Source organism: Arthrobacter sp. NQ4 (assembly GCF_029077345.1).
GTDB lineage: Bacteria > Actinomycetota > Actinomycetes > Actinomycetales > Micrococcaceae > Arthrobacter.
Map to the genome: position 1 here is coordinate 135,078 of NZ_JARETC010000001.1, position 23,790 is coordinate 158,867.

The 23,790-nt window shown below is 66.8% G+C and carries 24 protein-coding genes; 14 read left to right on the plus strand and 10 right to left on the minus strand.

Annotated elements, in window-relative coordinates; all coding sequences use genetic code 11:
- Window positions 1-37 precede the first annotated feature (37 nt).
- The 3 genes from PUN51_RS00580 to PUN51_RS00590 all read left to right on the plus strand — a co-directional run bounded on the left by PUN51_RS00580 (window position 38) and on the right by PUN51_RS00590 (window position 4,411).
- Complete coding sequence (locus PUN51_RS00580; RefSeq protein ID WP_159631499.1) at window positions 38-1,543, plus strand: RNB domain-containing ribonuclease; 1,506 nt, start codon at window positions 38-40, stop codon at window positions 1,541-1,543.
- Window positions 1,544-1,835: 292 nt separating this feature from the next.
- Complete coding sequence (locus tag PUN51_RS00585; RefSeq protein ID WP_275179561.1) at window positions 1,836-3,530, plus strand: DEAD/DEAH box helicase; 1,695 nt, start codon at window positions 1,836-1,838, stop codon at window positions 3,528-3,530.
- A gap of 8 nt (window positions 3,531-3,538) precedes the next feature.
- Entirely contained in the window at window positions 3,539-4,411 is an 873-nt protein-coding gene (locus PUN51_RS00590; protein ID WP_275179562.1) for a DNA-methyltransferase, read from the plus strand.
- 19 nt (window positions 4,412-4,430) lie between these two features.
- On the opposite strand, the gene PUN51_RS00595 is transcribed toward PUN51_RS00590, so the two are convergent.
- Complete coding sequence (locus PUN51_RS00595) at window positions 4,431-5,279, minus strand: PHP domain-containing protein (RefSeq protein ID WP_159631496.1); 849 nt, start codon at window positions 5,277-5,279, stop codon at window positions 4,431-4,433.
- An 80-nt stretch (window positions 5,280-5,359) separates the two neighbouring features.
- Here PUN51_RS00595 and PUN51_RS00600 point away from each other — a divergent pair, with 80 nt between their 5' ends.
- Window positions 5,360-6,934: an aminopeptidase P N-terminal domain-containing protein gene (locus tag PUN51_RS00600; RefSeq protein ID WP_224026569.1), complete on the plus strand. Its 1,575-nt coding sequence runs from the start codon at window positions 5,360-5,362 to the stop codon at window positions 6,932-6,934.
- Window positions 6,935-7,052: 118 nt separating this feature from the next.
- On the opposite strand, the gene PUN51_RS00605 is transcribed toward PUN51_RS00600, so the two are convergent.
- Complete coding sequence (locus tag PUN51_RS00605) at window positions 7,053-8,081, minus strand: general stress protein (protein ID WP_275179563.1); 1,029 nt, start codon at window positions 8,079-8,081, stop codon at window positions 7,053-7,055.
- A 77-nt stretch (window positions 8,082-8,158) separates the two neighbouring features.
- On the opposite strand from PUN51_RS00605, the gene PUN51_RS00610 reads away from it, so the two are divergent.
- The 3 genes from PUN51_RS00610 (at window position 8,159) to PUN51_RS00620 (ending at window position 11,340) form a co-directional block, all read left to right on the plus strand.
- Complete coding sequence (locus tag PUN51_RS00610) at window positions 8,159-9,442, plus strand: magnesium transporter MgtE N-terminal domain-containing protein (protein ID WP_159631493.1); 1,284 nt, start codon at window positions 8,159-8,161, stop codon at window positions 9,440-9,442.
- Window positions 9,426-10,118 (plus strand): DUF1003 domain-containing protein, encoded by a 693-nt coding sequence (locus tag PUN51_RS00615; RefSeq protein WP_374114902.1) that lies wholly within the window; start codon window positions 9,426-9,428, stop codon window positions 10,116-10,118. Before PUN51_RS00610 ends, PUN51_RS00615 begins: the two co-directional genes overlap by 17 nt.
- 64 nt (window positions 10,119-10,182) lie before the next feature.
- Window positions 10,183-11,340, plus strand: a complete 1,158-nt coding sequence (locus PUN51_RS00620) for an Mrp/NBP35 family ATP-binding protein (protein WP_275179564.1) — start codon at window positions 10,183-10,185, stop codon at window positions 11,338-11,340.
- A 9-nt stretch (window positions 11,341-11,349) separates the two neighbouring features.
- On the opposite strand, the gene PUN51_RS00625 is transcribed toward PUN51_RS00620, so the two are convergent.
- From PUN51_RS00625 to sigE, 3 genes are all read right to left on the minus strand, one after another.
- On the minus strand, window positions 11,350-11,754 hold the full coding sequence (locus PUN51_RS00625) for a Sec-independent protein translocase TatB (protein ID WP_159631490.1): 405 nt from the start codon (window positions 11,752-11,754) through the stop codon (window positions 11,350-11,352).
- Between the two features lie 69 nt (window positions 11,755-11,823).
- Window positions 11,824-12,732, minus strand: coding sequence for an anti-sigma factor (locus PUN51_RS00630; protein WP_275179565.1), 909 nt, complete (start codon window positions 12,730-12,732; stop codon window positions 11,824-11,826).
- Between the two features lie 7 nt (window positions 12,733-12,739).
- Window positions 12,740-13,354 (minus strand): RNA polymerase sigma factor SigE, encoded by a 615-nt coding sequence (gene sigE / locus PUN51_RS00635; RefSeq protein WP_159631489.1) that lies wholly within the window; start codon window positions 13,352-13,354, stop codon window positions 12,740-12,742.
- Between the two features lie 229 nt (window positions 13,355-13,583).
- Here sigE and PUN51_RS00640 point away from each other — a divergent pair, with 229 nt between their 5' ends.
- Window positions 13,584-14,216: an O-methyltransferase gene (locus PUN51_RS00640; RefSeq protein WP_159631488.1), complete on the plus strand. Its 633-nt coding sequence runs from the start codon at window positions 13,584-13,586 to the stop codon at window positions 14,214-14,216.
- Between the two features lie 57 nt (window positions 14,217-14,273).
- On the opposite strand, the gene PUN51_RS00645 is transcribed toward PUN51_RS00640, so the two are convergent.
- The 4 genes from PUN51_RS00645 to PUN51_RS00660 form a co-directional block, all read right to left on the minus strand.
- On the minus strand, window positions 14,274-14,441 hold the full coding sequence (locus PUN51_RS00645) for a DUF3117 domain-containing protein (RefSeq protein WP_009357720.1): 168 nt from the start codon (window positions 14,439-14,441) through the stop codon (window positions 14,274-14,276).
- Window positions 14,442-14,674: 233 nt separating this feature from the next.
- On the minus strand, window positions 14,675-15,931 hold the full coding sequence (locus PUN51_RS00650; RefSeq protein WP_275179567.1) for a hypothetical protein: 1,257 nt from the start codon (window positions 15,929-15,931) through the stop codon (window positions 14,675-14,677).
- Window positions 15,928-16,389 (minus strand): DivIVA domain-containing protein, encoded by a 462-nt coding sequence (locus PUN51_RS00655; protein WP_275179568.1) that lies wholly within the window; start codon window positions 16,387-16,389, stop codon window positions 15,928-15,930. The genes PUN51_RS00650 and PUN51_RS00655 overlap by 4 nt, the downstream gene beginning before the upstream one ends.
- Before the next feature lie 43 nt (window positions 16,390-16,432).
- Complete coding sequence (locus PUN51_RS00660) at window positions 16,433-17,215, minus strand: TIGR00730 family Rossman fold protein (protein ID WP_159631485.1); 783 nt, start codon at window positions 17,213-17,215, stop codon at window positions 16,433-16,435.
- Window positions 17,216-17,319: 104 nt separating this feature from the next.
- Between PUN51_RS00660 and PUN51_RS00665 the strand changes: the two genes are divergently transcribed.
- From PUN51_RS00665 to PUN51_RS00680, 4 genes are all read left to right on the plus strand, one after another.
- Window positions 17,320-18,075: an amino acid ABC transporter ATP-binding protein gene (locus tag PUN51_RS00665; protein ID WP_026265670.1), complete on the plus strand. Its 756-nt coding sequence runs from the start codon at window positions 17,320-17,322 to the stop codon at window positions 18,073-18,075.
- Window positions 18,076-18,145: 70 nt separating this feature from the next.
- Entirely contained in the window at window positions 18,146-19,033 is an 888-nt protein-coding gene (locus PUN51_RS00670; protein ID WP_141159890.1) for a glutamate ABC transporter substrate-binding protein, read from the plus strand.
- Window positions 19,034-19,118: 85 nt separating this feature from the next.
- Window positions 19,119-19,769 (plus strand): amino acid ABC transporter permease, encoded by a 651-nt coding sequence (locus PUN51_RS00675; protein ID WP_018768597.1) that lies wholly within the window; start codon window positions 19,119-19,121, stop codon window positions 19,767-19,769.
- Window positions 19,766-20,605 carry an amino acid ABC transporter permease gene (locus PUN51_RS00680; protein ID WP_224026575.1) on the plus strand — a complete coding sequence of 280 codons (840 nt, stop codon included), beginning with the start codon at window positions 19,766-19,768 and terminating at the stop codon, window positions 20,603-20,605. The genes PUN51_RS00675 and PUN51_RS00680 overlap by 4 nt, the downstream gene beginning before the upstream one ends.
- A gap of 69 nt (window positions 20,606-20,674) precedes the next feature.
- Here PUN51_RS00680 and dapE read toward each other — a convergent pair whose 3' ends face one another.
- Window positions 20,675-21,811 (minus strand): succinyl-diaminopimelate desuccinylase, encoded by a 1,137-nt coding sequence (dapE, locus tag PUN51_RS00685; RefSeq protein WP_275179570.1) that lies wholly within the window; start codon window positions 21,809-21,811, stop codon window positions 20,675-20,677.
- Between the two features lie 50 nt (window positions 21,812-21,861).
- On the opposite strand from dapE, the gene dapD reads away from it, so the two are divergent.
- Both dapD and PUN51_RS00695 read left to right on the plus strand, forming a co-directional pair.
- The gene (dapD, locus tag PUN51_RS00690) at window positions 21,862-22,890 is read left to right on the plus strand and encodes a 2,3,4,5-tetrahydropyridine-2,6-dicarboxylate N-succinyltransferase (RefSeq protein ID WP_275179571.1); all 1,029 of its coding nucleotides are present in this window, start codon (window positions 21,862-21,864) and stop codon (window positions 22,888-22,890) included.
- Window positions 22,891-22,912: 22 nt separating this feature from the next.
- A complete protein-coding gene (locus tag PUN51_RS00695; protein WP_275179955.1) occupies window positions 22,913-23,770 on the plus strand; it encodes a hypothetical protein in 858 nt (285 codons plus the stop codon).
- Window positions 23,771-23,790 lie beyond the last annotated feature (20 nt).

Genomic DNA, 23,790 nt, shown 5'->3' on the forward strand with positions numbered 1-23,790 from the left:
CTGCTTAATTCCGGGACTTGGGGATACGCTGATTTTTGTGTCACATCATCGGTTGGCCCCCAACGTCCATGACCACAAGAACGCCCTGGAAGAGGCGCTGGGCCTGCTGCGGACGGAACTTGAACTGCCGGGACCGTACCCCGCCGAAGCAGTGGAAGACGCCCGCGCCGCCGTCGCCGCGCTGAAACTGCCGTCCTACGACCTGACCGCCGTCGGATTCGTGACCATCGATCCGGCGTCGTCCACGGACCTGGACCAGGCAGTGTTCATCGAACCGGACGGAAACGGCTACCGGGTTATGTACGCCATCGCCGACGTTCCGGCGTTTGTTGCTCCGGGCGGCCCGCTGGACGCCGAGACGCGGCGCCGCGGACAGACGTTCTACGCCCCGGACGGCCGGATCCCGCTGCACCCCGAGGTGATCAGCGAGGGCGCCGGAAGCCTGCTGCCCGGCCAGGAGTGTTCGGCTTTCGTCTGGGACTTCACGCTCGACGGCGACGCGACAGTGCTGTCCGTGGGCGTCCGGAGGGCGCGGGTCATCAGCCGTGACAAGCTCAGCTACAAAGGCGCCCAGGCCGATCTCGACGCCGGGACTGCCTCCCCCGTACTGGGCCTCCTCCGCGAGGTGGGACTGAAGCGGGTGGCGCTGGAACGGGCACGCGGGGGCGCCAGCCTGAACATGCCTGAGCAGGAGATCGTCCAGTTGCCCGACGGCGGCTACCGGATCGACGCTGTTCCGCAGCTTCCCGTGGAGGACTGGAATGCACAGATTTCGCTGATGACCGGAATGGCCGCCGCGCAGCTGATGCTGGAGGGCAAAGTGGGCATCCTGCGCACCATGCCTGCCCCGGATGAACGGTCCCTGCGGCATTTCCGGCTGCAGACCGAGGTGCTGGGCAGGCCATGGGACGGGGAGGTCAGCTACGGCGAGTACCTCCGGTCCCTCGATCCCACCGATCCGCGGCAGCTGGCCATCATGCACTCAGCCGGCATGCTGTTCCGTGGCGCGTCCTACACAGCTTTCGACGGCACTGTCCCGGAAGACGGCATCCAGTCGGCCATCGGCGCAGCCTATGCCCACACCACCGCGCCGCTGCGCCGCCTGGTGGACCGCTTCGTGCTGGTCATTTGCGAGGCCCTGAGCAACGGCGGCGACGTTCCTGGCTGGGCGCGGGAGGCCCTGCCGCTGCTCCCGGGCATCATGGCGGGATCGGACCAGCTGGCCTCCCGCATGGAACGCCTGGCCCTGGACACCGTGGAAGCGGCGCTGCTGCTGAACCACATCGGGCAGGAGTTTGATGCGATCGTCATTTCCGGATCCAAGCCGCAGAACGGAAACGGCAACGGGAATGGCAAGAATGGAAACGGGAACGGGAAGAACGGCAACGGCAACGGGAACGGAAGTTCGGGGATCATCCAGATCGCCGAACCTGCGGTGACTGCACGCTGCGCGGGCGAACTGGAGTCCGGCACCAAGGTCCGCGTCCGGCTGGTTTCCTCCGACATCACCACCCGGCAGATCCACTTCGAACTCGTTTCCTGACGGGCCGGCGGGCCGCCTGGGCGGGCCGAAACCGTGTTTCCGCGCCTGTACGGCTAGACTGGAGGGGTAGAACTGGATGCCCGGTCGTTGATTTCCTTGATTTGAAACCAACAAGCCCGCCCCTACGCGATCTTGAGATGTACCCGTTGGTCACCAGTGCCAGCATTTAGATAGCCCGCGATCGGCTTCCACTGGAATCGCTTGCGCGCCTGAGCGTGCTCCGGAGCGGCCAGCTTTGGCCGGCCCGTTGAGCAGGCAGCGCCATTGCCCAAATGAATAAGGAAACTCCCCTGTGAGTGAATTGCATACCCACCAGCTCCTGAGCGATGAGTCCGGCACGGAAACCATCGAGCCGGAAGAAACCATCATCTCCGACGAGACGCCGCACGAGATCGCGGAGAAGTCCTTCGCCGACTACAACGTCCGCGCAGACATCGTCGAATCCCTGGCCGACGCCGGCATCACCCACCCCTTCCCCATCCAGGCCATGACCCTGCCGGTCGCCCTGGGCGGACACGACATCATCGGCCAGGCCAAGACCGGTACCGGCAAGACCCTGGGCTTCGGCATTCCGGCGCTGCAGCGCGTGATCGGGCAGGATGATCCCGGCTACGCCAAGCTGGCCGTGCCCGGCGCACCGCAGGCCCTGGTCATTGTTCCCACCCGCGAACTGGCCGTTCAGGTGGCCGGGGACCTGGTGACGGCATCGCGGAAGCGCAACGCCAGGATCGCCACCATCTACGGCGGCCGCGCCTACGAGCCGCAGGTCGAAGCCCTCAAGCAGGGCGTCGAGGTAGTGGTGGGAACCCCCGGCCGGCTGATCGACCTTTTCAAGCAGAAGCACCTGAGCCTGAAGAACGTCAAGATCGTGGTGCTGGACGAAGCCGACGAAATGCTGGACCTGGGCTTCCTGCCGGACGTGGAGACGCTGATCGCGGCAACGCCCGCCGTCCGCCAGACCCTGCTGTTCTCCGCCACGATGCCCGGGCCGGTCATCGCCATGGCCCGCCGGTACATGACCCAGCCCACGCACATCCGCGCCGCGGATCCGGAGGACGAGGGCCTGACCAAGCGCGACATCCGCCAGCTGATCTACCGTGCGCACAGCATGGACAAGACCGAAGTGGTGGCACGCATCCTGCAGGCCCGCGGCCGCGGGCGGACCATTATCTTCACCAAGACCAAGCGCACCGCCGCCAAGGTGGCCGAGGAACTGGTGGACCGCGGGTTCGCCGCCGCCGCCATCCACGGCGACCTGGGCCAGGGCGCCCGCGAACAGGCGCTGCGCGCCTTCCGCAACAACAAGGTCGATGTCCTGGTGGCCACCGACGTTGCCGCCCGCGGCATCGACGTCGAGGACGTTACGCACGTCATCAACTACCAGTGCGTGGAAGACGAGAAGATCTACCTGCACCGCGTGGGCCGCACCGGTCGCGCCGGCAACAAGGGCACCGCCGTCACGTTCGTGGACTGGGACGACATGCCGCGCTGGGGCCTGATCAACAAGGCGCTGGGGCTGAGCGTGCCGGAGCCGGTGGAAACCTACTCTTCCTCGCCGCACCTCTACACGGACCTTGACATCCCCGAGGGCACCAAGGGCCGCCTGCCCCGCGACAAGCGGACCCTTGCCGGCGTCGACGCCGAAGTCCTGGAGGACCTCGGCGAGACCGGCAAGAAGAACAGCCGCGGCGGCCGCGACGCAGGCCGCTCACGCGACCGGGACGGACGGGGCCGCGGAAACAGCGACGCCGGCAAGGGCGGCAGCCGCGAAGGCGGCCGCAGCAATGACTCGACGGGCCGCCCGGGCGAGCGCCGTCGTCGTACCTCAACTCCGGAGACCGCATCCGCCGCCGAAGCTGCAGCACCCGCGGCCGACGGCGAAAAGCCCAACCGCGCCCGCCGCACCCGCACCCGCACCCGCCGCCGCAACGGCGAAGTGGTGGCCGGTGCGGACACCGGCAGCCAGCCGGGCAACTCCGAGGCCTAACTGCCCTGATGACTGACACTGTTTGGGCGCCGGACGGCGGCAGCCTGGTGGTGCACGCGGACAACGCGGAGTACCTCCCCACGCTGCCGGACGGCGCCTTCACACTGATTTATGTGGACCCGCCCTTCAACACGGGCCGGCCGCAGCAACGCCAGGAAACCCGGATGGTGGTGAACGCCGGCGGCAGTGGGGACCGGGTGGGCTTCAAGGGCCGCTCCTACGACACCATCAAGGGCGCCCTGCACCGCTACGATGATGCGTTCAGCGACTACTGGTCCTTCCTGGAACCCCGGCTCGTGGAGGCCTGGCGCCTGCTGGCCGACGACGGCACCCTGTACCTGCACCTGGACTACCGTGAGGTGCACTACGCCAAGGTGATGCTGGACGCCATCTTCGGCCGGGAATGCTTCCTGAACGAGATCATCTGGGCGTACGACTACGGCGCCCGGGCGAAAAACCGGTGGCCCACCAAGCACGACAACATCCTGGTGTACGTCAAGAACCCGGCGAAGTACCATTTCGACAGCGCCGAGGTGGACCGCGAGCCCTACATGGCGCCGGGCCTAGTGACCCCCGCCAAGCGGGAACTGGGAAAGCTGCCCACCGACGTCTGGTGGCACACCATCGTCTCGCCCACCGGCAAGGAAAAGACCGGCTACCCTACGCAGAAGCCGGAGGGCCTGGTCCGCCGCGTGGTCGCTGCGTCGTCCCGGCCCGGTGACTGGTGCTTGGACTTCTTCGCCGGCTCCGGCACCCTCGGAGCAGTTGCCGCCAAGCTCGGCCGCCGGTTCGTGTGCGTGGACCAGAACCAGCCCGCCATCGACATCATGGCCAAGCGGCTCGGAGCGCACGCCACCCTGAGATCCTTCCCGTCCAGCTAGCCAGGGTGTTGTCCGCCCCTCAGGGACGGACAACGGCGGCTCCCGTACCCAATTCCTCAATCCGCGCCAGCATCTCCGGGGCCGTGAGGTTTTCGCCGAGCAGGTTGGGCTTGCCGGTGCCATGGTAGTCGGAGGAGCCGGTGACCAGCAGGCCATGCCGGGCCGCAAGTTTGCGCAGGAAATCCCGGCCCTCTTCCGGGTTGTCCCGGTGGTTGATCTCCAGGCCTGCCAGCCCGGCGTCGATCATGTCCCTGTACGTCCGCTCCCCCACGATCCGGCCCCGGGCGGAAGCCACGGGATGGGCAAACACGGGCACGCCGCCGGCGGCACGGACCAGTTCGACGGCGGTGGCCGGGTCCGGGGCGTAGTGCGGGATGAAGTAGCGGGACCGGGAGGTGAGGATGGACGCGAATGCCTCGGACCGGTCCTCCACGACGCCCGCGGCGACGAGGGCATCGGCGATGTGCGGCCGGCCAAGGGTGGCTCCGGGCGCCACGTGGTGGATCACGTCGTCCCAGGTGAGCGGATAGTCCTCGGCAAGGATGGTCACCATGCGTTCGGCGCGGGTCAGGCGGGAGTCCTTGGCCTTCGTGATTTCCTCGAGCAGCCCGGGATGGGTGGGGTCGTGCAGGTAGCTCAGGAGGTGGACACTGATGCCTTCCTCGGTCCGGCAGGAGACTTCCATGCCCGGCACCAGGGCCACCCCGCACGTGGCGGCGGCCGCGGCGGCCTCCGCCCAGCCGGCCGTCGAATCATGGTCGGTCAGGGCCACCACGTCCAGTTCCGCACGGGCAGCAGAGGCCATGACATCGGCCGGGGTCTCGGTGCCGTCGGAGACGTTGGAGTGGGCATGCAGGTCAATCCTCACTTATCCAGCGTAGTGGACCGGGGACAGGAGACCGGGGAGGCCTGTTCGCGTAGCCGGGATGCTGGTGAGACGATGGTGCCGTGAACGATGCCGAAAACACCCAAAACTCTGCTTCCCAGCCGCTGGAGGACCGCGTCAACAACCGCTCCCAGCGGCCCAGTTCCAACGCCTTCAAGGCCTTCATGGCCAGCAACTGGGCGCCGTCCAGCCAGGAGCTCCCCCGGCGCGACGCCGTCGCCGGCTACGCCGCATCCCGGCGCAAGGCGATCTCGGCCCAGTTCAAAGGCGAACGCCTGGTTATCCCCGCGGGGCCGCTCAAGGTCCGTTCCAACGACTGCGACTACCGCTTCCGCCCGCATTCCGGCTTCGCCCACCTGACGGGCCTCGGCCTGGACCACGAGCCGGACGCGGTCCTGATCCTGGATCCGGTGGAAGAGGGAACGGGCGACGACGGCGCCCACCACCGCGCCACGCTGTACTTCCGGCCGCTGGCCGGCAGGGACACGGAGCAGTTCTACGCGGACTCCCGCTCCGGTGAGTTCTGGATTGGCGCCCGTCCCACCCTCGAAGAGTTCGAGGCCCGGCTGGGACTGGCCACCGCGCACATCGACCAGCTGGAAACGGCAATCACCAAGGATGTGGGCGCCCCGGAGATCGGCGGGATCTCCATCCGCCTGGTCCGCAAGGTTGACGACAACATCGATGCACTGGTGGACACGGCCCGGTACAACACGGCCAAGGACCCCGAGAACCTGGACCTCGAGGTGCTCGACGCCCTGGACGAGAAGCTCAGCGAAGCCCTCTCCGAACTGCGCCTGCTCAAGGACGAGTGGGAAATCGAGCAGATGAAGATTGCGGTGTCGGCCACCGTTGAAGGATTTGAAGAGGTGGTCAAGGCCCTGCCGCGCGCCCTCACGCACGCCCGCGGTGAACGCGTGGTGGAGGGTGCCTTCTTCGCCCGTGCCCGCGAGGTAGGCAACGAACTGGGTTACGACACCATCGCGGCGTCCGGCAACAACGCCACCGTGCTGCACTGGACCCGGAACACGGGCCGGATCCACGCCGGCGAACTCCTGCTCCTGGACGCCGGCGTCGAGGCCGACTCTCTCTACACCGCGGACATCACCCGGACCCTTCCGGCCAGCGGCACCTTCAGCGACATCCAGCGCAAGGTCTACCAGGCGGTCCTCGACGCTGCCGACGCCGGATTCGCAGCGGCCCAGCCGGGAACCAAGTTCCGCGACATCCATACTGCGGCCACCACAGTCCTGGCTGAGCGCCTGGCCGAATGGGGAATCCTGCCCGTCAGCGTGGAGGAAGCCATCAGCCCGGAGGGCCAGCAGCACCGCCGCTGGATGCCGCACGGCACCAGCCACCACCTGGGCCTGGATGTCCATGACTGTGCCCAGGCCAAGCGGGATCTCTACCTCGACGGGGTACTCACCGAGGGCATGGTGTTCACCATCGAACCGGGCCTGTACTTCAAGAAGGAAGACCTCGCAATCCCGGAGGAATACCGCGGCATCGGCGTCCGGATCGAGGACGACATCCTCATGACCGCCGAGGGCCCCGTCAACCTCAGTGCAGCCCTGCCGCGCAAGGCGGAGGATGTGGAGGACTGGATGGCCGGCATCTACCGGACCGAAGAATCCTGATACGCGCTGAAGAAATCAAAGAGCGGGGCCGCTGGAATGATTCCAGCGGCCCCGCTCTTAGTTTGTGGCACCGGTTCCTGACGCCGTCCGCCCCGTGTACCCGGACGCACCTGCGCCGTTACTGCCGGTGGTCGCCCCGGTGCTGGTCCCCGTCCGGACCATACTGGTTTTCCACCGGGTGCTCCGCGCCATCCTTCACGTGGTCCCCTGCCCGGTGTTCTGCTTCTGCCCGGTGTTCCGTGGTTTGTCCCATGCCAGGCTGCCCCGCATCAGCAGCAGGGCCCTGGGGCAGGCGCACGCCGTACTGCGGGCGACCGTCCGGCAGGTCCGGGTAACGGACGGAACGGACCGGCTGCGCCGGCTGCTGGCCGCTGTGCTGCTGGCTGGCGTCGTACTGCTGGGCCGGCTGCTGGCCGGTGTGCTGCTGGCCTGCGTCGTCCGGGTACCCGTGGCCTTCCTGCACCGGTCCGTTGTGGGCGGACGAACCGGAGGACCGCTGGCCGTAGGGATCGTTCCACCCGGCGGGGCGGGCCGGGCCTTGCCCCTGCTGCTGCCCGGGCTGCTGGTGGTGCTGCTGCTGGTACGGCTGGTTGTAGTAGTCATGCTGCGTATACGGGCCGTGGCCGGATGCTGCGTCCGAGCGGGACATGGGCAGCTGCTGCAGGAGCCGCCGGGCCTCGTGGGCTGCCTCGGGGGCCACGATCACGTCGTAGCTGGTGGCCACCACCTGGCTGGTGGAGGTGAAGTCCCGCTTGCCGCGCTGCATGGCGTAGGTGACGATGCCGAAGAGCATGAAGAACGCCGCGCCCATCAGCACCGAGGTCATGATGGAGAAGTACCCGGGTGACGGAGCGAAGAAGGAGAGCATGACGCCCACGAACAGGCCGAACCACATGCCGCTCAGCGCTCCCGACAACGCCACCCGCGGATAGCTCAGGCGCCCCGTAACCCGCTCCACCATCTTCAGTTCATTGCCCACGATGGACACCATCTGGACCGGGAACTGCTGGTCCGCCAGGTAGTCAACCGCCTTCTGGGCGTCGAGGTAGGAAGTGTAGGAGCCAACGGTGTCACCGGTGGGAACAGCCCGGGCATCGTCCGGTCCGTTCGCGGCGCCGGCCTTGGGAGCACCAAAAATGTTCGACATAAACCCATTCTTGCCCATCAAGGTGGGTGCCGCCTGTAAATTCAGCTAAAAGAGAGCAGACTCGGTAGCCTGTAGTGGTGAGCACAACACCTACACGCGTCTTCGTGGCACGCCTCCTGGGCCTCGACGTCTTCGACCCGCTGGGCGACCGGCTGGGCCGGCTGCGCGACGTTGTTGTGCTGTCCCGGGGAACCCGGGGAGCTCCGCACGTGGTGGGCATTGTGGTGGAAGTTCCAGGCAAGAAGCGCGTCTTCGTGCCCATGACCCGCATCACCTCGATTGACCAGACGCAGATCATTTGCACGGGCCTGGTCAACCTGCGCCGGTTTGAACAGCGTGGGGCGGAAACCCTGGTGGTGGCCGAGATGTTCGACCGCCGGGTCACCCTCCGCGACGGCAGCGGCGACGCCACGATCGAAGACATCGCCATAGACCAGCACCGGTCCCGCGACTGGTTCGTCAGCAAGCTCTTTGTCCGGCGCGGCCACTCCCTGTCCCCTTTGAGCAGGCTGCGCCGCAACGAAACGCTGATCATCGACTGGGCGGACGCCCAGCAGGGGCCGCGCACCGAACCGCAGGCCGCCACCCAGTTCGTGGCCAACCACGAGGACCTCAAGCCCGCGGACTTCGCCGAGGCCCTGCAGGAAATGAGCGACAAGCGCCGCTTCGAGGTTGCCAGCGAACTGCAGGACGAAAGGCTGGCCGACGTCCTCCAGGAACTGCCGGAGGACGACCAGGTAGAGATCCTCTCCGCCCTGGATGTCCAGCGCGCCGCGGACGTCCTGGAGGAGATGGATCCTGACGACGCCGCCGACCTCCTCGGAGAACTCCCCTCCGCCCAGGCAGAGGAACTGCTCCAGCTCATGGAGCCTGAAGGCGCCGAGGACGTCCGCCGCCTGCTTGAGTACGACGAGGACACCGCCGGCGGCCTGATGACCCCGGTGCCTGTCATCCTGCCGCCGGAGGCCACCGTCGCCGAAGCCCTGGCCCACGTCCGGCGCGAGGAGCTCTCCCCCGCCCTGGCGTCGTCGATCTTCATTGCCCGGCCGCCGCTGGAAACGCCCACGGGCCGCTTCCTGGGCGTGGTGCACATCCAGCAGCTGCTGCGTTTCCCGCCGTTCGAGGCACTGGGAAACCTGGTGGACAAGAACCTTGAGCCATTGTCCGACCAGGCCCACATCAGCGAAGTGGCACGGACCTTGGCCACCTACAACCTGAACTCCCTCCCGGTGGTCAATGACGCCGGCCGGCTTGTGGGGGCGGTGACTGTTGATGACGTCTTGGATCATTTGTTGCCGGACGACTGGCGCGCCCATGACGGCGAAGCCCCGATAAGAAAGCTCGGTGGCCGCATTGGCTGATAACGGCGCCCTGAAGAACACCAACCAGCGGAACCTGGCCAATGCGGAATCAAAAGGCAGTCTCGACACACCATTGAGCGCCCGGCAGCGGATCCTGCCCAAGTTCAAGCCGGATCCGGACGCGTTCGGGCATGCCACCGAAGGCTTTGCCCGGTTCATGGGCACGCCGCAGTTCCTGGTCTACATGACCGTGTTCTGCATTTTCTGGCTCGGTTGGAACACCTGGGCGCCGGTGGAGTGGCAGTTTGATTCGCGGGACCTTGGCTTCACCCTGCTGACCCTGATGCTGTCGCTGCAGGCCTCCTACGCCGCACCCCTCCTGCTGCTGGCGCAGAACCGGCAGGATGACCGTGACCGCGTCTCGCTGCAGCAGGACCGGCAGCGGGCAGAGCGCAACCTGTCCGATACCGAATACCTGACCCGGGAGCTGGCCTCCCTGCGGATCGCGCTGCGCGAAGTAGCAACCCGCGACTACGTCCGGGCCGAGCTGCGCTCGCTCCTGGAAGACCTCCTGGAAGCGCAGGAGGAACTGCGGACCCATGAGGACTCCGGGCCCGGCTCGCACGAATCCCCGCGGGACAAGGTCAAGGACAAACTGCGCGAGCAGCGGGACCGGCAGCGCAACCCGCGCACCCAGCAGATCCCCCGGGTCAAACCCGGCCACTCTGCCCAATGACAAGCAGGCCGTCCGTCACCGGCCGGCCCGTCGCCGATACCGCACGAAAGCCGAGGCTCCGTCCATGAGCGCCCCCACCCACCCCGCAGCCGCCGGCCGGCCACCACTGGTCAGTGCCGTCAACGATGCCCTGGCCACGGTCATCGATCCGGAGCTGCGCCGCCCCATCACGGAACTGGGCATGGTGGACTCCGTCCAGGTGTCCGACGACGGGAAGGTCACCGTCGCGGTCCTGCTCACCATCGCGGGCTGCCCGTTGCGGGATACCATCACCGCCGATTCGCAGAAAGCCCTTTCCGCGGTCCCCGGCGTCACGGCCGTCGACGTCGAGCTCAAGGTGATGGACCAGGCACAGCGCGATGCCCTCAAGGAGAAGCTGCGCGGACCGGGCGGCCAGCGCACGATTCCCTTCAACGAGCCAGACTCCCTGACCAAGGTCTACGCGGTGGCCAGCGGCAAGGGCGGCGTGGGCAAGTCCTCGGTGACGGTGAACCTGGCCACGGCACTGGCCGCCCAGGGCCTCCGGGTGGGCATCGTGGACGCCGACGTCTACGGCTTCTCCGTACCCGCCCTGCTGGGCATCACGCAAAAACCCACGCAAGTGGACGACATGATCCTTCCGCCCGTGGCCTACGGCGTGAAGGTGATTTCCATCGGCATGTTCGTGACCGGCAACCAGCCGGTGGCCTGGCGCGGACCCATGCTGCACCGGGCGCTGGAACAGTTCCTCACCGACGTCTACTTCGGCGACCTGGATGCCCTGTTCCTGGACCTCCCGCCAGGCACCGGCGACATCGCCATCTCCGTTGCGCAGCTGCTGCCCAAGGCTGAAATCCTGGTGGTCACCACGCCGCAGGCAGCCGCAGCCGACGTCGCCGAACGGGCCGGTGCCATCGCCACGCAGACCGGGCAGAAGATCGCCGGCGTCATCGAGAACATGTCGTATCTGGAGATGCCCGACGGCGGCCGGATGGAGCTGTTCGGCAGCGGCGGCGGGACGGTGCTCACGGAACGGCTCAGTGCCACGGTGGGAGCGGACGTCCCCCTGCTGGGCCAGATTCCCCTGGACATCGAGCTGCGCGAGGGCGGGGATGCCGGGGTTCCGATCGTCCTTGGCAGGCCCGGGGCTCCAGCGGCGGCCGCGCTTACCGGCATCGCCGCGCAGCTTGCCGCTAAACCGCGCGGCCTCGCCGGGATGAAGCTGGGTCTGCAGCCCCGCTGAGTGGGAGGCCTAGGTGGCTTCGGTGTCGAACGGGGCGGTCTCGCCCGGGGCGAGCCGCTGGACTACCCTTTCGGGCCGGCTGGGGGCGGCATCTGCTGCCGCCGCAGCGCCGGAAACGGCAGCCACCGCGGCGGGGGCGCCTGCGCTGACAGGCTTGGTGTCGTCGTCGAGCAGTGCTTCCTTGATGATGCGCCGGGGATCGTACTGGCGGGGATCGTACTTCTTCCAGTCGACATCATCGATGTCGATGCCCACTTCTTCCTTGATTTGCTCACGGGCACCGTTGGCCATCCGGCGGACTTCCTTGACCAGGTTCGCCAGCTTCTGGGTATATTCCGGCAGCCGCTGGGGGCCGATCACCAGCACGCCAATGATCAGCAGAAGGATGAACTCCGGGCCGTTGATTCCAAACACTTTAGGAAGATTACCCTCTCCGGGCAGCGAGTGACGATTCCCACCCGGCGGGCGGGTAAACAGTCCGTGTCATTGGGTGAACAGGGCCGCGATCTTGTTGATTCCGCGCTCCAGCCGTGCATCCAGGGGTTCCGCGGCCTGCCCTTCCGGCCGGTCCGGGACGTCTGCCGCGACTCCCTCCGCGGCGGAATCGGCAAGCCGCTTGAGGATGGGCATGGCATCGTCGGCCTGCTCCGCGGGCAGGTCGGAGCGGTAGGTGATGGTCAGGCCTGCGGCCCGGTACGTGGCGGACCACTGGGAGGTGCCCGGCACCTGCACCGGTCCACCCTCCTGGCCCGCAGCGCTCTCCCCTTCTGCAACCCCGTGAACCACCGGGGCGTGGCCTGCTGGTTCATTGGCGACAGGGTGCTGCTCCGTGACAGTGGCGTGGTGTGCGCCGTCAGTGAGCCTCAGCTCCACTGCGGGCTCCCCGTTGACCACCAGCGCACGCGCCGCTTCCAGATGGAATCCCAGTGCCTGCAGGTCCGGACACGCCCATCCTTCGGAACGCAGGGTGGCCAGCTGCGTGGCGCTCAAGGGCCGGCCGTCAGCGGGGGTCTGCGATGAGACATGCGAAAAAGCGGCCTCGGTTCCCGCCGGTTCGCCGGCGCTGGGGTCACCTGCTGCCGTGAAAGCACCCACGGCCAGCACGCCGGCCGCGGCTACGGTTCCGCCGGCGGTGAGCGCAAGGGCCCGGGCGGCCATGCGGGAGGTGACACCCTGGGGCGACGGCACCGGGGCGGCCGGCTGGGCTGCCAGTTCGTGGGTCCGGGCCAGCAGCCGTGCGGTCAGGTCCTGGCTGGCGGGCGGAATGGGGGCGTCCCGCAGGCGCTCAAGGTACTGCCGTTCCCGGCGCACCGTAGCGGCACACTCCTGGCAGGCCTCAAGGTGGCTGCCGGTGCGCTGATGCCTGCCGCCGAAAGGAAACTGGGACTTCATGTGCCGTTCAGAGGATGCCGGCGATGCGCGGCATCGAAAGCTTGCGGCGGGACTGCTGCGGGCGCGGATCGCGGTGGGCCAGCTTTTCGCGGAGCATGGTCCGTCCCCGGTGGATGCGCGAACGGACGGTGCCCAACTTCACGCCCAGGGCCTCGGCGACTTCGTCGTAGGAGAGCCCTTCAAGGTCGCACAGGACCACGGCGGCGCGGAAGTCCGGCGGCAGTTCCTCCAAGGCGGCCTGCACGTCCAGGTCGAGGTTGTTCAACTCGAAGCTTTGCTCCGGACCCGGCTCCCGGCCCGGCAGCCGGGACTCGGCGTCCTCCGCCAGTGCGTCGAAACGGATGCGGGTCTTCCGCCGGGCCTGGTCAAGGAACAGGTTGGTGGTGATGCGGTGGAGCCAGCCATCGAGGGTTCCGGGCTTGAAGTTCTCCAGCGAACGGAACACGCGGACAAAGACCTCCTGGGTGAGGTCCTCGGCGTCGAACTTGTTGCCGGTCAGGCGGTAGGCCAGCCGGTAGACCTTCGCGGAGTGGTTGGTGACCACTTCTTCCCAGGTGGGACGGACCCACTCATCGTCGGGATTGTTTACTGCAGGGACAGGTGCCACAACTGAAGATGACATCGTCCACTCCCCTCGTGGAATGCTAACGCCCGGATACTGTTGACATCTCTGATTCGGCGCCGGTCACCTTTTGGATGAGCGGATACCAATCATTTCAAACTTGGCTGGGAATTTCCTGATCGGGCGCAAACTTCAGCCGTCGGCGCAACGCCCGCTTCCCTGCCCGGCCCGGCCGGACACAGTAGGCTTGAGGAGACATTCCCCCTTTACGCCCAGAAAGCGATTATTCATGAGCGCCGACAAGTCCAGCAGCTGGTCCTATGCAGAAGATCTGCCCGCTGAGGATGAGGTTATGCTTCGGGCCCGGGAACGTTCTTTTGAATTGGGCGTCAGCGCCATCAGTCCCGGCGTGGGCGCGGTCCTCACGGTCCTGGCCGCCGCGTCCAAGGCGCAGACGGCGGTGGAGATCGGCACCGGCGCCGGCGTCTCCGGCGTCTGCCTGCTGCGGGGCCTTGGCGCGCACGCTGTCCTGACCACCATCGATGTGGACGTGGAGCACCTGCGGGCTGCCCGCGAAGCGTTCGCCGAGGCCGGCAGTCCCGCCAACCGGACCCGCACCATTTCCGGCCGCGCGGGCGACGTCCTGCCCCGGCTCACGGACGGCGCCTACGATCTTGTCTTCATCGATGCGGACAAGCCCGGACTCCCCGGCTATGTGGAACAGGCCATCCGGCTGCTCAAGCGCTCGGGCCTGCTGGTCATCAACGATGCCCTGGACAAGGACAAGGTGGCCAACCCTGCAGGCCGCGAGCCCAACACGGTGACCCTGCGGCAGGTGGGCAAGGCCATTCGCGACGACGACAGGCTGGCGTCGGCAATGCTTCCCACCGGGGACGGCCTGCTGGTTGCCGTCAAGAAGTAGTCGCCGCATGAAGGTCGGGGTGCGCAGCCCGCGGGCTGCGCACCCCGACCGGCACGACTATTCGGTAACGCCGACCAGGCATTCCTTGAGGTTGGCTGCCTCGGCAGCGTTCAGTTCGACCACCAGGCGCCCGCCGCCTTCGAGCGGGACCCGCATGATCAGGCTGCGGCCCTCCTTGGTGACTTCCATTGGGCCGTCGCCGGTGCGTGGTTTCATAGCCGCCATGAGGAATTCCCCTCCATTTTGTCCCAGGACTAATCAGCCCGGGCGGGCTGTGTCCGCATGTCGATCAGGCCGCTGTGGCGGGGTGGTTGGACCACCGCCGAGGCTGCGCGTTTTCTGAATGCTTTTGTCCTTGCTTACCTACCATTATCGCGGAATTACCCGCACGTAGCTAATCGATGGACATTTCCCGGAACGTGTCATTCCCGCCCTGACCTGCGCGAAAGCCGGTTTTGCTACGGCGGATAATCCCCTCCGCCGGGCAGCGGCGCCCACGCCCACAGCCACACGATCCAGACGATCTGCAGCAGCAGGAACATGGCCACAACGGTCCCCCGGTACGCCCTGGACCGGGACAGGAAAACCGTGCCCAGTGCCAGCGGAAACAGCGGCAGCAGCATCCTGAAGGTACTGGTCTGGGGGTGGAGGAACGCCAGCAGGTAACCCATGTAGCAGGCGCACCAGAGCCGCAGTTCGACGCCGAGCCGCACCACCGGCGGCAGGAACAGCATCACGCCGAACAGGGCCACGAAAACCAGGGGTGCGAGGACGCCCAGCACAGGACCAAAGAGGTCGACGCCGGTGTCGAACCACGGCTTGAAAGGCACCAGGTCGCGGCCCCGCCAGACGGTTTCGGTTTTGGTGTAGGCCTGCAGGTCCCCGGTGGCCGCCCATGCCGCAGCCGGCCAGGCCAGGGCGGACAGGCCGGCGACGGCGGTGAGTCCGGTGAGTGCCGCCAGGTCCTTGACCGAGTGGGTATTGTCAGCCGGACCCCCTTGCCGCCCGCGGCGGAGATTCGCGGCGGCGTGGAAGACCAGGAGCAGCCCCAGCATGGCAGCGAAGGGAACGCCCACGGGCCGGGACAGGCACAGCAGGACCACTACGGGGGCGGCCCAGAGGTACCGGCGGCGCACCACCAGGAGCAGGGCCCCAGCGAGCAGCAGGAGGGACAGCGGCTCGGCGTAGGGCACTTGCAGAACAGCCGAAACAGGGAAGACCGAGAAGAACGCAACACCCCACATGGCGGGTGCGTGCCGGGCCTTCTGCCGGAAGAGTGCGTACACCGCGAGCGCAGCACCCCATCCGGCCAGCATGGCGACCACCGTGAGTGCGGCGGCAGGGTTCAGGCCGGTGAGGCGGCTGAGTCCGCCGGCCAGCGCAGGAAAAAGCGGGTAGAAAGCCCACGTGTTTTCCTGGACGTTCCCGGCGGCGTCCGTGGGAAGGACCGACGGGTAGCCGTTGGCGATGACCTGCGCGTACCAGCGGGCATCCCAGATGTTGATGAAGTTCCAGTAGTCCGGCTTTGGCGGAAACCAGGGGTTGGGGCCCTGGTGGAGCGCCGCGGCCATGAAAATGCAGGCTGTTACCAGCCTGGACCCGCCGTACAGTGCGGTGACCTGGAGCCACCATGGCCAGCCGCTGACGGCGGACGCAGCCCGGTGGGCCATATTGCCGGCAGAGGCCAGCGGGCTGCGGCGGGCAACCGTGCTCACAGGCCGCCCTTCCGCGGGGCAGCGCCTTCATGGACCGCCTGGTTGCCGCCCTTTCCCGCGTCCGGCACTTCCGGAACCGTGCCGGGGGCCGGGAGCCCGCCGTCGTCCGGCTGGCCTGGGCCGGCGCCGGTTTGCGCTTCCGTGGCGGCCAGCCGGTCCCGCAGTTCGGCCAGTTCCGCGTCGCGTGCCGCCAGCTGGTCCCGCAGTTCGTCCAGGACTTGGTCCACCTGGTCCATCCGGTAGCCGCGCAGGCCCAGCGAGAAGCGAAGCCGGGTCACGTCCTCCGGAGCGGCGCGCTCCGGCAGCAGCACCGGCGGCAGGTTGGCCGGCGGCTCTTCGAAACCGCCCAGCAGGACAGGCAGCACCGCCCCGTCCGGCCTGCGGGAGCGCCGGCCCAGGCCGGCCCAAAGGACCGCCGCCACAAGGACGACGGCGAGGAAAACCAGAAAGAAGCTCACTGCTCCATCGTGCCAGACCGGTGGCGCCAACCGCGGCCCGCAGCTACTCCGGCCGCTGTTCCCCGTTCAGTGACGGGGCCACCGCGCCGTGGAGGACCCGGTCCACGGCTTCGGCGGGGTCATCAACCAGCTGGATAAGGTCAAGGTCCTTCTCGGAGACCATGCCCTCGGCCACCAGGGTGCCCCTGATCCACTCGATCATCGGTCCCCAGAAGTCGACGCCCAGGAGGACGATGGGGAAGGACGTCACTTTCCGGGTCTGGACCAGGACCATGGCCTCGAACAGCTCATCCAGGGTGCCCAGGCCGCCGGGCAGCACAATGAAGCCCTGCGCGTATTTAACGAACATGGTCTTGCGGGCAAAGAAGTAGCGGAAGTTGATGCCCAGGTCCACCCACTGGTTCAGGCCCTGCTCGAAGGGCAGTTCAATGCCGAGACCCACCGATACGCCGTTGCCTTCCACCGTTCCCCGGTTGGCCGCCTCCATGGAACCCGGGCCGCCCCCGGTGATCACGGCGACGCCGGCTTCGGCGAGCTTGCGCCCCACTTCCACGCCCATCTCGTAGTACACGCTTCCGGGCTTGGTGCGGGCTGAGCCGAAGACGCTGACGGCCTTCCCGATGTCCGCCAGCGCGCCGAAGCCCTCGACGAATTCGCTCTGGATCCGCAGGACCCGCCACGGGTCGGTATGGACGAACTGGCCGGGGCCTTTCGTATCGAGCAGGTGCTGGTCCGACATTTCCACGGCCGCCTGCTTGCGGCGCAGCTCGAGGGGCCCCTTACGGCGCGGCTGGGTATTCTTGGCCGGATCTGCGTTGATGCTCATTCCCCTAGGCTAACCTCCAACTCCAGGTATCTCTTGAATCACGATCAGCATGAACTTGGGGTGATTGGCGTCATAACCCACGGTTGTTCGCTAGATTCTTTCCTATGACTACTCATGTGCCCGGCGATGCTCTCGTCTCCCTGAACGCCGTTAACAAGCATTACGGCCAGCTGCACGTTTTGAAGGACATCAACCTCCAGGTCCGCAAGGGCGAGGTTGTTGTGGTCATCGGGCCCTCCGGCTCCGGTAAGTCCACCCTCTGCCGGGCAATCAACCGCCTGGAAACCATCGAGGGCGGAACCATCAGCATCGACGGGAAAGTCCTCCCCGAGGAAGGCAAGGAACTCGCACAGCTCCGCGCCGACGTCGGAATGGTCTTCCAGTCGTTCAACCTGTTCGCGCACAAGACCATCCTTGAAAACGTCACCCTGGGGCCGATCAAGGTCAAAGGTGTTTCCAAGGCGGCAGCGGAAAAGGACGCCATGGCGCTCCTGGAACGCGTGGGCGTGGGCCACCAGGCTCCCAAGCTGCCGGCCCAGCTCTCGGGCGGCCAGCAGCAGCGCGTTGCGATCGCCCGTGCCTTGGCAATGAAGCCGAAGGTGATGCTGTTCGACGAGCCCACGTCAGCGCTGGACCCCGAAATGATCAACGAGGTCCTGGACGTCATGGTCCAGCTCGCCAAGGAAGGCATGACCATGATCGTGGTCACCCACGAGATGGGCTTCGCCCGCAAGGCCGCCGATCGCGTGGTCTTCATGGCGGACGGCCAGATCGTGGAGGACGCCACCCCGGAGGAGTTCTTCACCAACCCGAAGAGTGACCGGGCCAAGGACTTCCTGTCCAAGCTCCTCACCCACTGACTTACCGAACAACCACACTTCAGATCGCATCCAGGCCGGAAAACCCGCGGCCACCAATGAAAGGAATGTCATGAAGGCATTTATGTCCCGGCGAAAGTCCTTCGTCGTGGCGGCTACCGCTGCCCTCGCACTGTCACTGAGCGCCTGCGGCGGTGGAGACTCAGGCGGCTCCAGCAACCCGAGCCCCGTTGAGAAGCCGTCGTTCGCTGCCGGAACCACCATGGCGAAGCTGTCCTCCGCCGGCACCATCAAGATCGGCACCAAGTTCGACCAGCCGCTGTTCGGCCAGGTGGGCCTGGACGGCAAGCCCGTAGGTTTCGACGTTGAAATGGGCAAGCTGATCGCCGCCAAGCTGGGCATCCCCGCAGACAAGATCGAATGGTCCGAGACCGTTTCCGCCAACCGCGAGCCCTTCATCGAGCAGGGCAAGGTTGACCTGGTCATCGCCACGTACACCATCAGCGACAAGCGCAAGCAGGTTGTGGACTTCGCCGGCCCGTACTACGAAGCCGGCCAGGCCCTCATGGTGAACAAGGACAACGACACCATTAAGAAGCCCGAGGACGTCAAGGGCAAGAAGGTCTGCTCCGTCACCGGTTCCACCCCGGCCGCCACGATCGTGGACAAGTACGGCGCCGAGCTCGTCCCGGCCGCCACCTACTCCGCCTGCCTGGAGCCGCTGCGCAACAAGCAGGTTGAAGCCGTGACCACTGACAACGTGATCCTCGCCGGCTTCGTTGACAAGGAGCCGGACGCCTTCAAGCTCGCTTCCGACGAGACCTTCACCAAGGAGCCTTACGGCATCGGCCTGAAGAAGGGCGACACCGAGTTCCGCAACTGGATCAACGACCAGCTCGAATCCTTCGAAAAGGACGGCTCCTACAAGAAGGCCTGGGAAGCCACTGCGGGTTCGGTCATTAAGACCGCCCCCAGCCTCCCGGCCATCAACCGTTACTAAGTAGCGTCCGCCGCGCCGCCGGGGCTGCTCAGCAGCCCCGGCGGCACCGCCTTTAATCCGTCCACGCTTACAGCCGAAGGATCTTATGGACGTCATCTTTGAAAACCTGCCCCTGTACTGGGAGGGTTTTCTCCGCACTCTTTTTCTCTCCGTTGTCTCCGGCATCTTCGCGTTGATCCTTGGCACCTTGCTTGCCGCGGCACGCGTCTCCCCGGTCGCGGCGCTTCGCGGTTTCAGCACCGTGTACGTGGAAGTCCTCCGCAACACGCCGCTGACCATCGCATTCTTCTTCGCAGCGGTGGTGCTCCCCCGGATCGGGGTCAAGTTCGAGCAGTTCGAGATCGCCGCAATCATTGCCCTCAGCACCTACACCGCCGCGTTCATCGCCGAAGCTGTCCGCTCGGGCGTCAACAGCGTGCCTGTGGGCCAGGCCGAAGCTGCACGCAGCATCGGCATGAAGTTCGGCCAGGTTCTCTCTCTCATCATCCTCCCCCAGGCACTGCGCACGGTGATCCCGCCGCTGATCAACATCCTGATCGCCCTGGTCAAAAACTCCTCGGTGGCCGGTGCCTTCTTCGTCCTGGAACTGTTCGGTTACGGCCGCCAGCTGGCCAACGCCAACGGTGACGCCGTGATAACGGTCCTGCTGGGCACTGCGTTCTTCTATCTGCTCCTCACCGTTCCGCTGGGAATCCTCGCCAACACGGTGGAACGAAAGGTGGCGATTGCCCGATGAGTTCCGTTCTCTACGACGTCCCGGGTCCCAAGGCCCGCCGGGTCTCCCTCATTGCCTCCATCATTGGCGGCCTGCTGATTCTTGGCCTGCTGGCCTGGGTTGTCCTGACCCTTTCCCAGCAGGGCATCTTCGAAGCACGCCGCTGGCAGATCTTCACCCGTGCCGATGTTTGGCGCCTCCTCGGCAACGGGCTGGGATCCACCCTCTCGGCAGCGGCACTTGCCGCAGTCATCGCGTTCCCGCTGGGCCTGCTGCTGTGCCTCCTGCGCATTTCGGACGCCGCCGCCATCCGGGTACCCATGCGGGTCATCCTGGAGTTCCTGCGCGGCATGCCCGTGGTCCTGATGATGCTCTTCATCCTCCTGGGCTTCGGCACCTCCGCGTTCGTCGCCGTGGTGGCCGGCCTGGTGCTGTACAACGCGGCGGTCTTTGCCGAAATCATCCGGGCCGGTATCCAGTCCCTCCCCAAGGGGCAGCGGGAAGCCGGCCTGGCCATCGGCCTGACCAGCTACAAGTCGCGCATGCTGATCGAACTGCCGCAGGCAATCCGCCGCATGATGCCCTCGCTCGTTGCGCAGATGGTGGTTCTGTTGAAGGACACCTCGCTGGGCTACATCGTGGCGTACGGCGAGCTGCTGCGGGCCGTCCAGGTCATGGCGGACTTCCTGGGTACCCAGTACCTGTTCCCCATCTTCTTTGTGGCGGCGGCCATCTACATCGCCATCAACATCTCGGTTTCACGGCTTGCCGTATGGATCGAGCGCCGCGGCTCCAAGAAGGCGGCCGGCGGCACGGCGAAGGCCGAACCCGACGTCCTGGAAGCTGCGGCTCCCTAGCTTTGAAGCTGCAACAGAAAAGGTCCGGAATTCCCGTGGGGAGTTCCGGACCTTTTCCGTTAAGGACCGTCAGCCTGCGAGCCAGCTTTGCAGCGCGGCGAGGCACTTGCGGACGGCATCGGCGTGGACGTGCTCGTTGTCCTTGTGCGCCAGCAGTGCATCGCCCGGGCCGAAGTTCACCGCGGGGATGCCCAGTTCGCTGAAGCGCGCGACGTCGGTCCAGCCGTATTTGGGCTTGGGCTCGGCTCCCACGGCGGCAATGAAGGAGGCGGCAGCCGGGTGCTGCAGGCCAGGACGCGCTCCCGCGGCGGCATCAGTGCGGACCACGTCGAAGCCCGCCAGCAGTTCCCGGACGTGGGCTTCGGCCTGGTCCGGCGTCTTGTCCGGGGCGAACCGGTAGTTGATTTCCACCACACAGCGGTCCGGGATGACATTGCCGGCGGTGCCGCCGTTGATCTTTACCGCGTTGAGGCTTTCCCGGTAGTCCAGCCCGTCAACGTTGATGGTCCGCGGTTCGTATGAGGCCAGGCGGGCCAGGATGGGGGCTGCTGCGTGGATGGCGTTGCTGCCCATCCATGCCCGCGCCGAATGTGCGGCCTCGCCCGCTGTGCTGGCCTCGAACCGGCTGGTGCCGTTGCAGCCGCCCTCCACCGTGCCGTCCGTTGGCTCCAGCAGGATGGCAAAGCTCCCCTGGAGCAGGTTGCCGTGATTCCGGACCAGGCGTCCCAGCCCGCTCTTCACAGCCTCAACTTCCTCGTGGTCGTAGAACACAAAGGTGACGTCCCGCTTGGGCTGCGCGCCGCCGTCGAACATTCGTGCTGCCAGCGCCAGCTGGACCGCCACGCCGCCCTTCATGTCGGTGGCTCCGCGGCCATAGAGGACGCCTTCACCCGGAACGCCGGATTCCCAGCTGGACGGGACAGTGCCCCTGGAACCTTCGGTCAGGGGCAACGGAACCGTGTCCAGGTGGCCGGCGAGGATGACCCGTTCGGCGCGGCCCAGTTCGGTGCGGGCGACGATGGCGTCACCGTCGCGCACCACCGTGAGCTGGGGAATCCCCCGCAATGCGGCTTCGACGGCGTCCGCGAGCTGCTTCTCATTGCCCGACACGCTGTTGATGTCCATGAGTGCCGCGGTCAGCAGCGCAACGTCCTGGTGCAGGTCAAGGGTGGACACGGAAGATTCGGGGGCGGTTTCAGCAGTCACGAAGCCAGTCTAGTTCGAACCGCCTGCCCGGCCCTCGATAGACTGAGCACATGACTGAGACTGCTTCCTCCGCCGTGCCCGAAACCCTGACCTCCAACACTGAAGACCGTTCCGCCCATGGCTTTGGTGTGGCCACCATCGCCACCACCGGCAGCGACACCACGGTCCTGGACGTCTGGTTCCCGGCACCGTCACTCGGTGTTGCGGCCGAGGACCTCCGCTCGGTGGAAAACGCCGACGAAGCCCTGACCGCCATCGCTGAGAACGGCGCAGACCAGGACCGCCGCACGGAGCAGAAGGTGGTCTTTGTCCAGATCAACCTCGACGAAGCCCCCGCCGACACCGCGGACGCCTACCTCCGGCTGCACCTTCTCTCGCACCGCCTGGTCCAGCCCAACACCATTAACCTGGACGGCATCTTCGCCAAGCTCCCCAACGTCGTGTGGACCAATTTCGGCCCCGCTGCCGTCGAGGGCTTTGAACTGACGCGCGCCAGGCTGCGCCGGCGGGGCGCTGTCACCGTCTACGGCATCGACAAGTTCCCGCGCATGGTGGACTACGTGGTCCCCAGCGGGGTCAGGATTGCCGACGCCGACAGGGTGCGCCTGGGTGCGCACCTCGCCGCCGGCACCACCGTCATGCACGAGGGCTTCGTGAACTTCAACGCCGGGACTCTGGGCACCTCCATGGTGGAGGGGCGCATCTCGGCGGGCGTCGTGACCGGGGACGGCAGCGACGTGGGTGGCGGCGCGTCCATCATGGGCACCCTGTCAGGCGGCGGCAAGGAAAAGATCACCATCGGCGAGCGGGTCCTGCTCGGGGCAAACTCAGGCGTGGGCATCAGCATCGGTGACGATTCGGTGGTGGAAGCCGGCCTCTACGTCACGGCGGGCACCCGCGTCCGCGTCCCGGGCCCCAAGGACGAGGTGGGCGAGGACACCACCAGGATCGTCAAGGCTGCCGAGCTTTCCGGCGTCCCCAACCTGCTGTTCCGCCGCAACTCCACCACGGGCGCGGTGGAGGCTCTCCCCCGCAAGGGCCAGACCGTGGAACTGAACGACGCCCTGCACGCCAACTAGTCTCTTCGTGGCACCTCTGTCTGTGGCGCGCAGGCGCGGCCTGCGCCGCCTGGCGGTGCTGCTCCTCACCCTGGCACTGGCAGCGGGAGGCATTTACACGGCGGTCTACTTTGTGCAGCGTTCCGAGACCCTCGTCTCGGAGCGCTGCACAGCCACGGCCGGCGGCCGGACCGGGGAACTGGCGCCGGACCAGGCGGCCAACGCAGCCCTGATCACCGCCGCGGCCGTCCGGCGGGGCCTCCCTCCGCGTGCCGCCACCATTGCCCTGGCCACTGCCATGCAGGAGTCAAAGCTGCGCAACATCGGCCACGGCGACCAGGCCGGCCCTGACTCGCGGGGGCTCTTCCAGCAGCGGCCTTCCCAGGGCTGGGGCACCGAGGCCCAGATCATGGACCCGTACTACGCCGTCAACGCCTTCTATGACGCCCTGGTGAAGATCCCTGGGTACGAAACGCTGGACATCACTGACGCGGCCCAGCAGGTCCAGCGTTCCGCCTACCCCAAGGCCTATGCCCAGCACGAGGAGATGGGCCGGGCCTTCGCTTCCGGGCTGACCGGACAGACTCCGGCGGGAGTCCAGTGCACGCTGCGCTCCCCGACGGCAGGCGGGAATTCAACAACAGTGGTGACGGAGCTGGAGCAGGCGTACGGCGGCGTGGATGCGCAGGTGGACGGCGCCACCCTGGTAGTGGACGCGGACGGGGCACTGGCATGGTCGGTGGCCCAGTGGGCGGTTGCGAATGCCAAGGACCTGGCGGTGACCAAGGTGGAAGTCGCCGGCCGCAGCTGGGACCGGCCAGGCGGGGACGGATGGCAGGCGTCGGGGGCCGCCGCCGGGCAGGTGCGCATCACCGTACGGCAGGACGACGGCGGCACGTGACCTCCCGCCGTCGTCCTCCC

Coding starts and splice junctions, on each gene's coding strand:
- PUN51_RS00660 (WP_159631485.1), bottom strand. CDS start 17,215: ATGAGCATCAACGCAGATCCGGCCAAGAATACCCAGCCGCGCCGTAAG.
- PUN51_RS00620 (WP_275179564.1), top strand. CDS start 10,183: ATGAGCGCCCCCACCCACCCCGCAGCCGCCGGCCGGCCACCACTGGTC.
- sigE (WP_159631489.1), bottom strand. CDS start 13,354: ATGTCATCTTCAGTTGTGGCACCTGTCCCTGCAGTAAACAATCCCGAC.
- PUN51_RS00680 (WP_224026575.1), top strand. CDS start 19,766: ATGAGTTCCGTTCTCTACGACGTCCCGGGTCCCAAGGCCCGCCGGGTC.
- PUN51_RS00640 (WP_159631488.1), top strand. CDS start 13,584: ATGAGCGCCGACAAGTCCAGCAGCTGGTCCTATGCAGAAGATCTGCCC.
- PUN51_RS00590 (WP_275179562.1), top strand. CDS start 3,539: ATGACTGACACTGTTTGGGCGCCGGACGGCGGCAGCCTGGTGGTGCAC.
- PUN51_RS00665 (WP_026265670.1), top strand. CDS start 17,320: ATGACTACTCATGTGCCCGGCGATGCTCTCGTCTCCCTGAACGCCGTT.
- PUN51_RS00645 (WP_009357720.1), bottom strand. CDS start 14,441: ATGGCGGCTATGAAACCACGCACCGGCGACGGCCCAATGGAAGTCACC.
- PUN51_RS00675 (WP_018768597.1), top strand. CDS start 19,119: ATGGACGTCATCTTTGAAAACCTGCCCCTGTACTGGGAGGGTTTTCTC.
- dapD (WP_275179571.1), top strand. CDS start 21,862: ATGACTGAGACTGCTTCCTCCGCCGTGCCCGAAACCCTGACCTCCAAC.
- PUN51_RS00670 (WP_141159890.1), top strand. CDS start 18,146: ATGAAGGCATTTATGTCCCGGCGAAAGTCCTTCGTCGTGGCGGCTACC.
- PUN51_RS00630 (WP_275179565.1), bottom strand. CDS start 12,732: ATGAAGTCCCAGTTTCCTTTCGGCGGCAGGCATCAGCGCACCGGCAGC.
- PUN51_RS00605 (WP_275179563.1), bottom strand. CDS start 8,081: ATGTCGAACATTTTTGGTGCTCCCAAGGCCGGCGCCGCGAACGGACCG.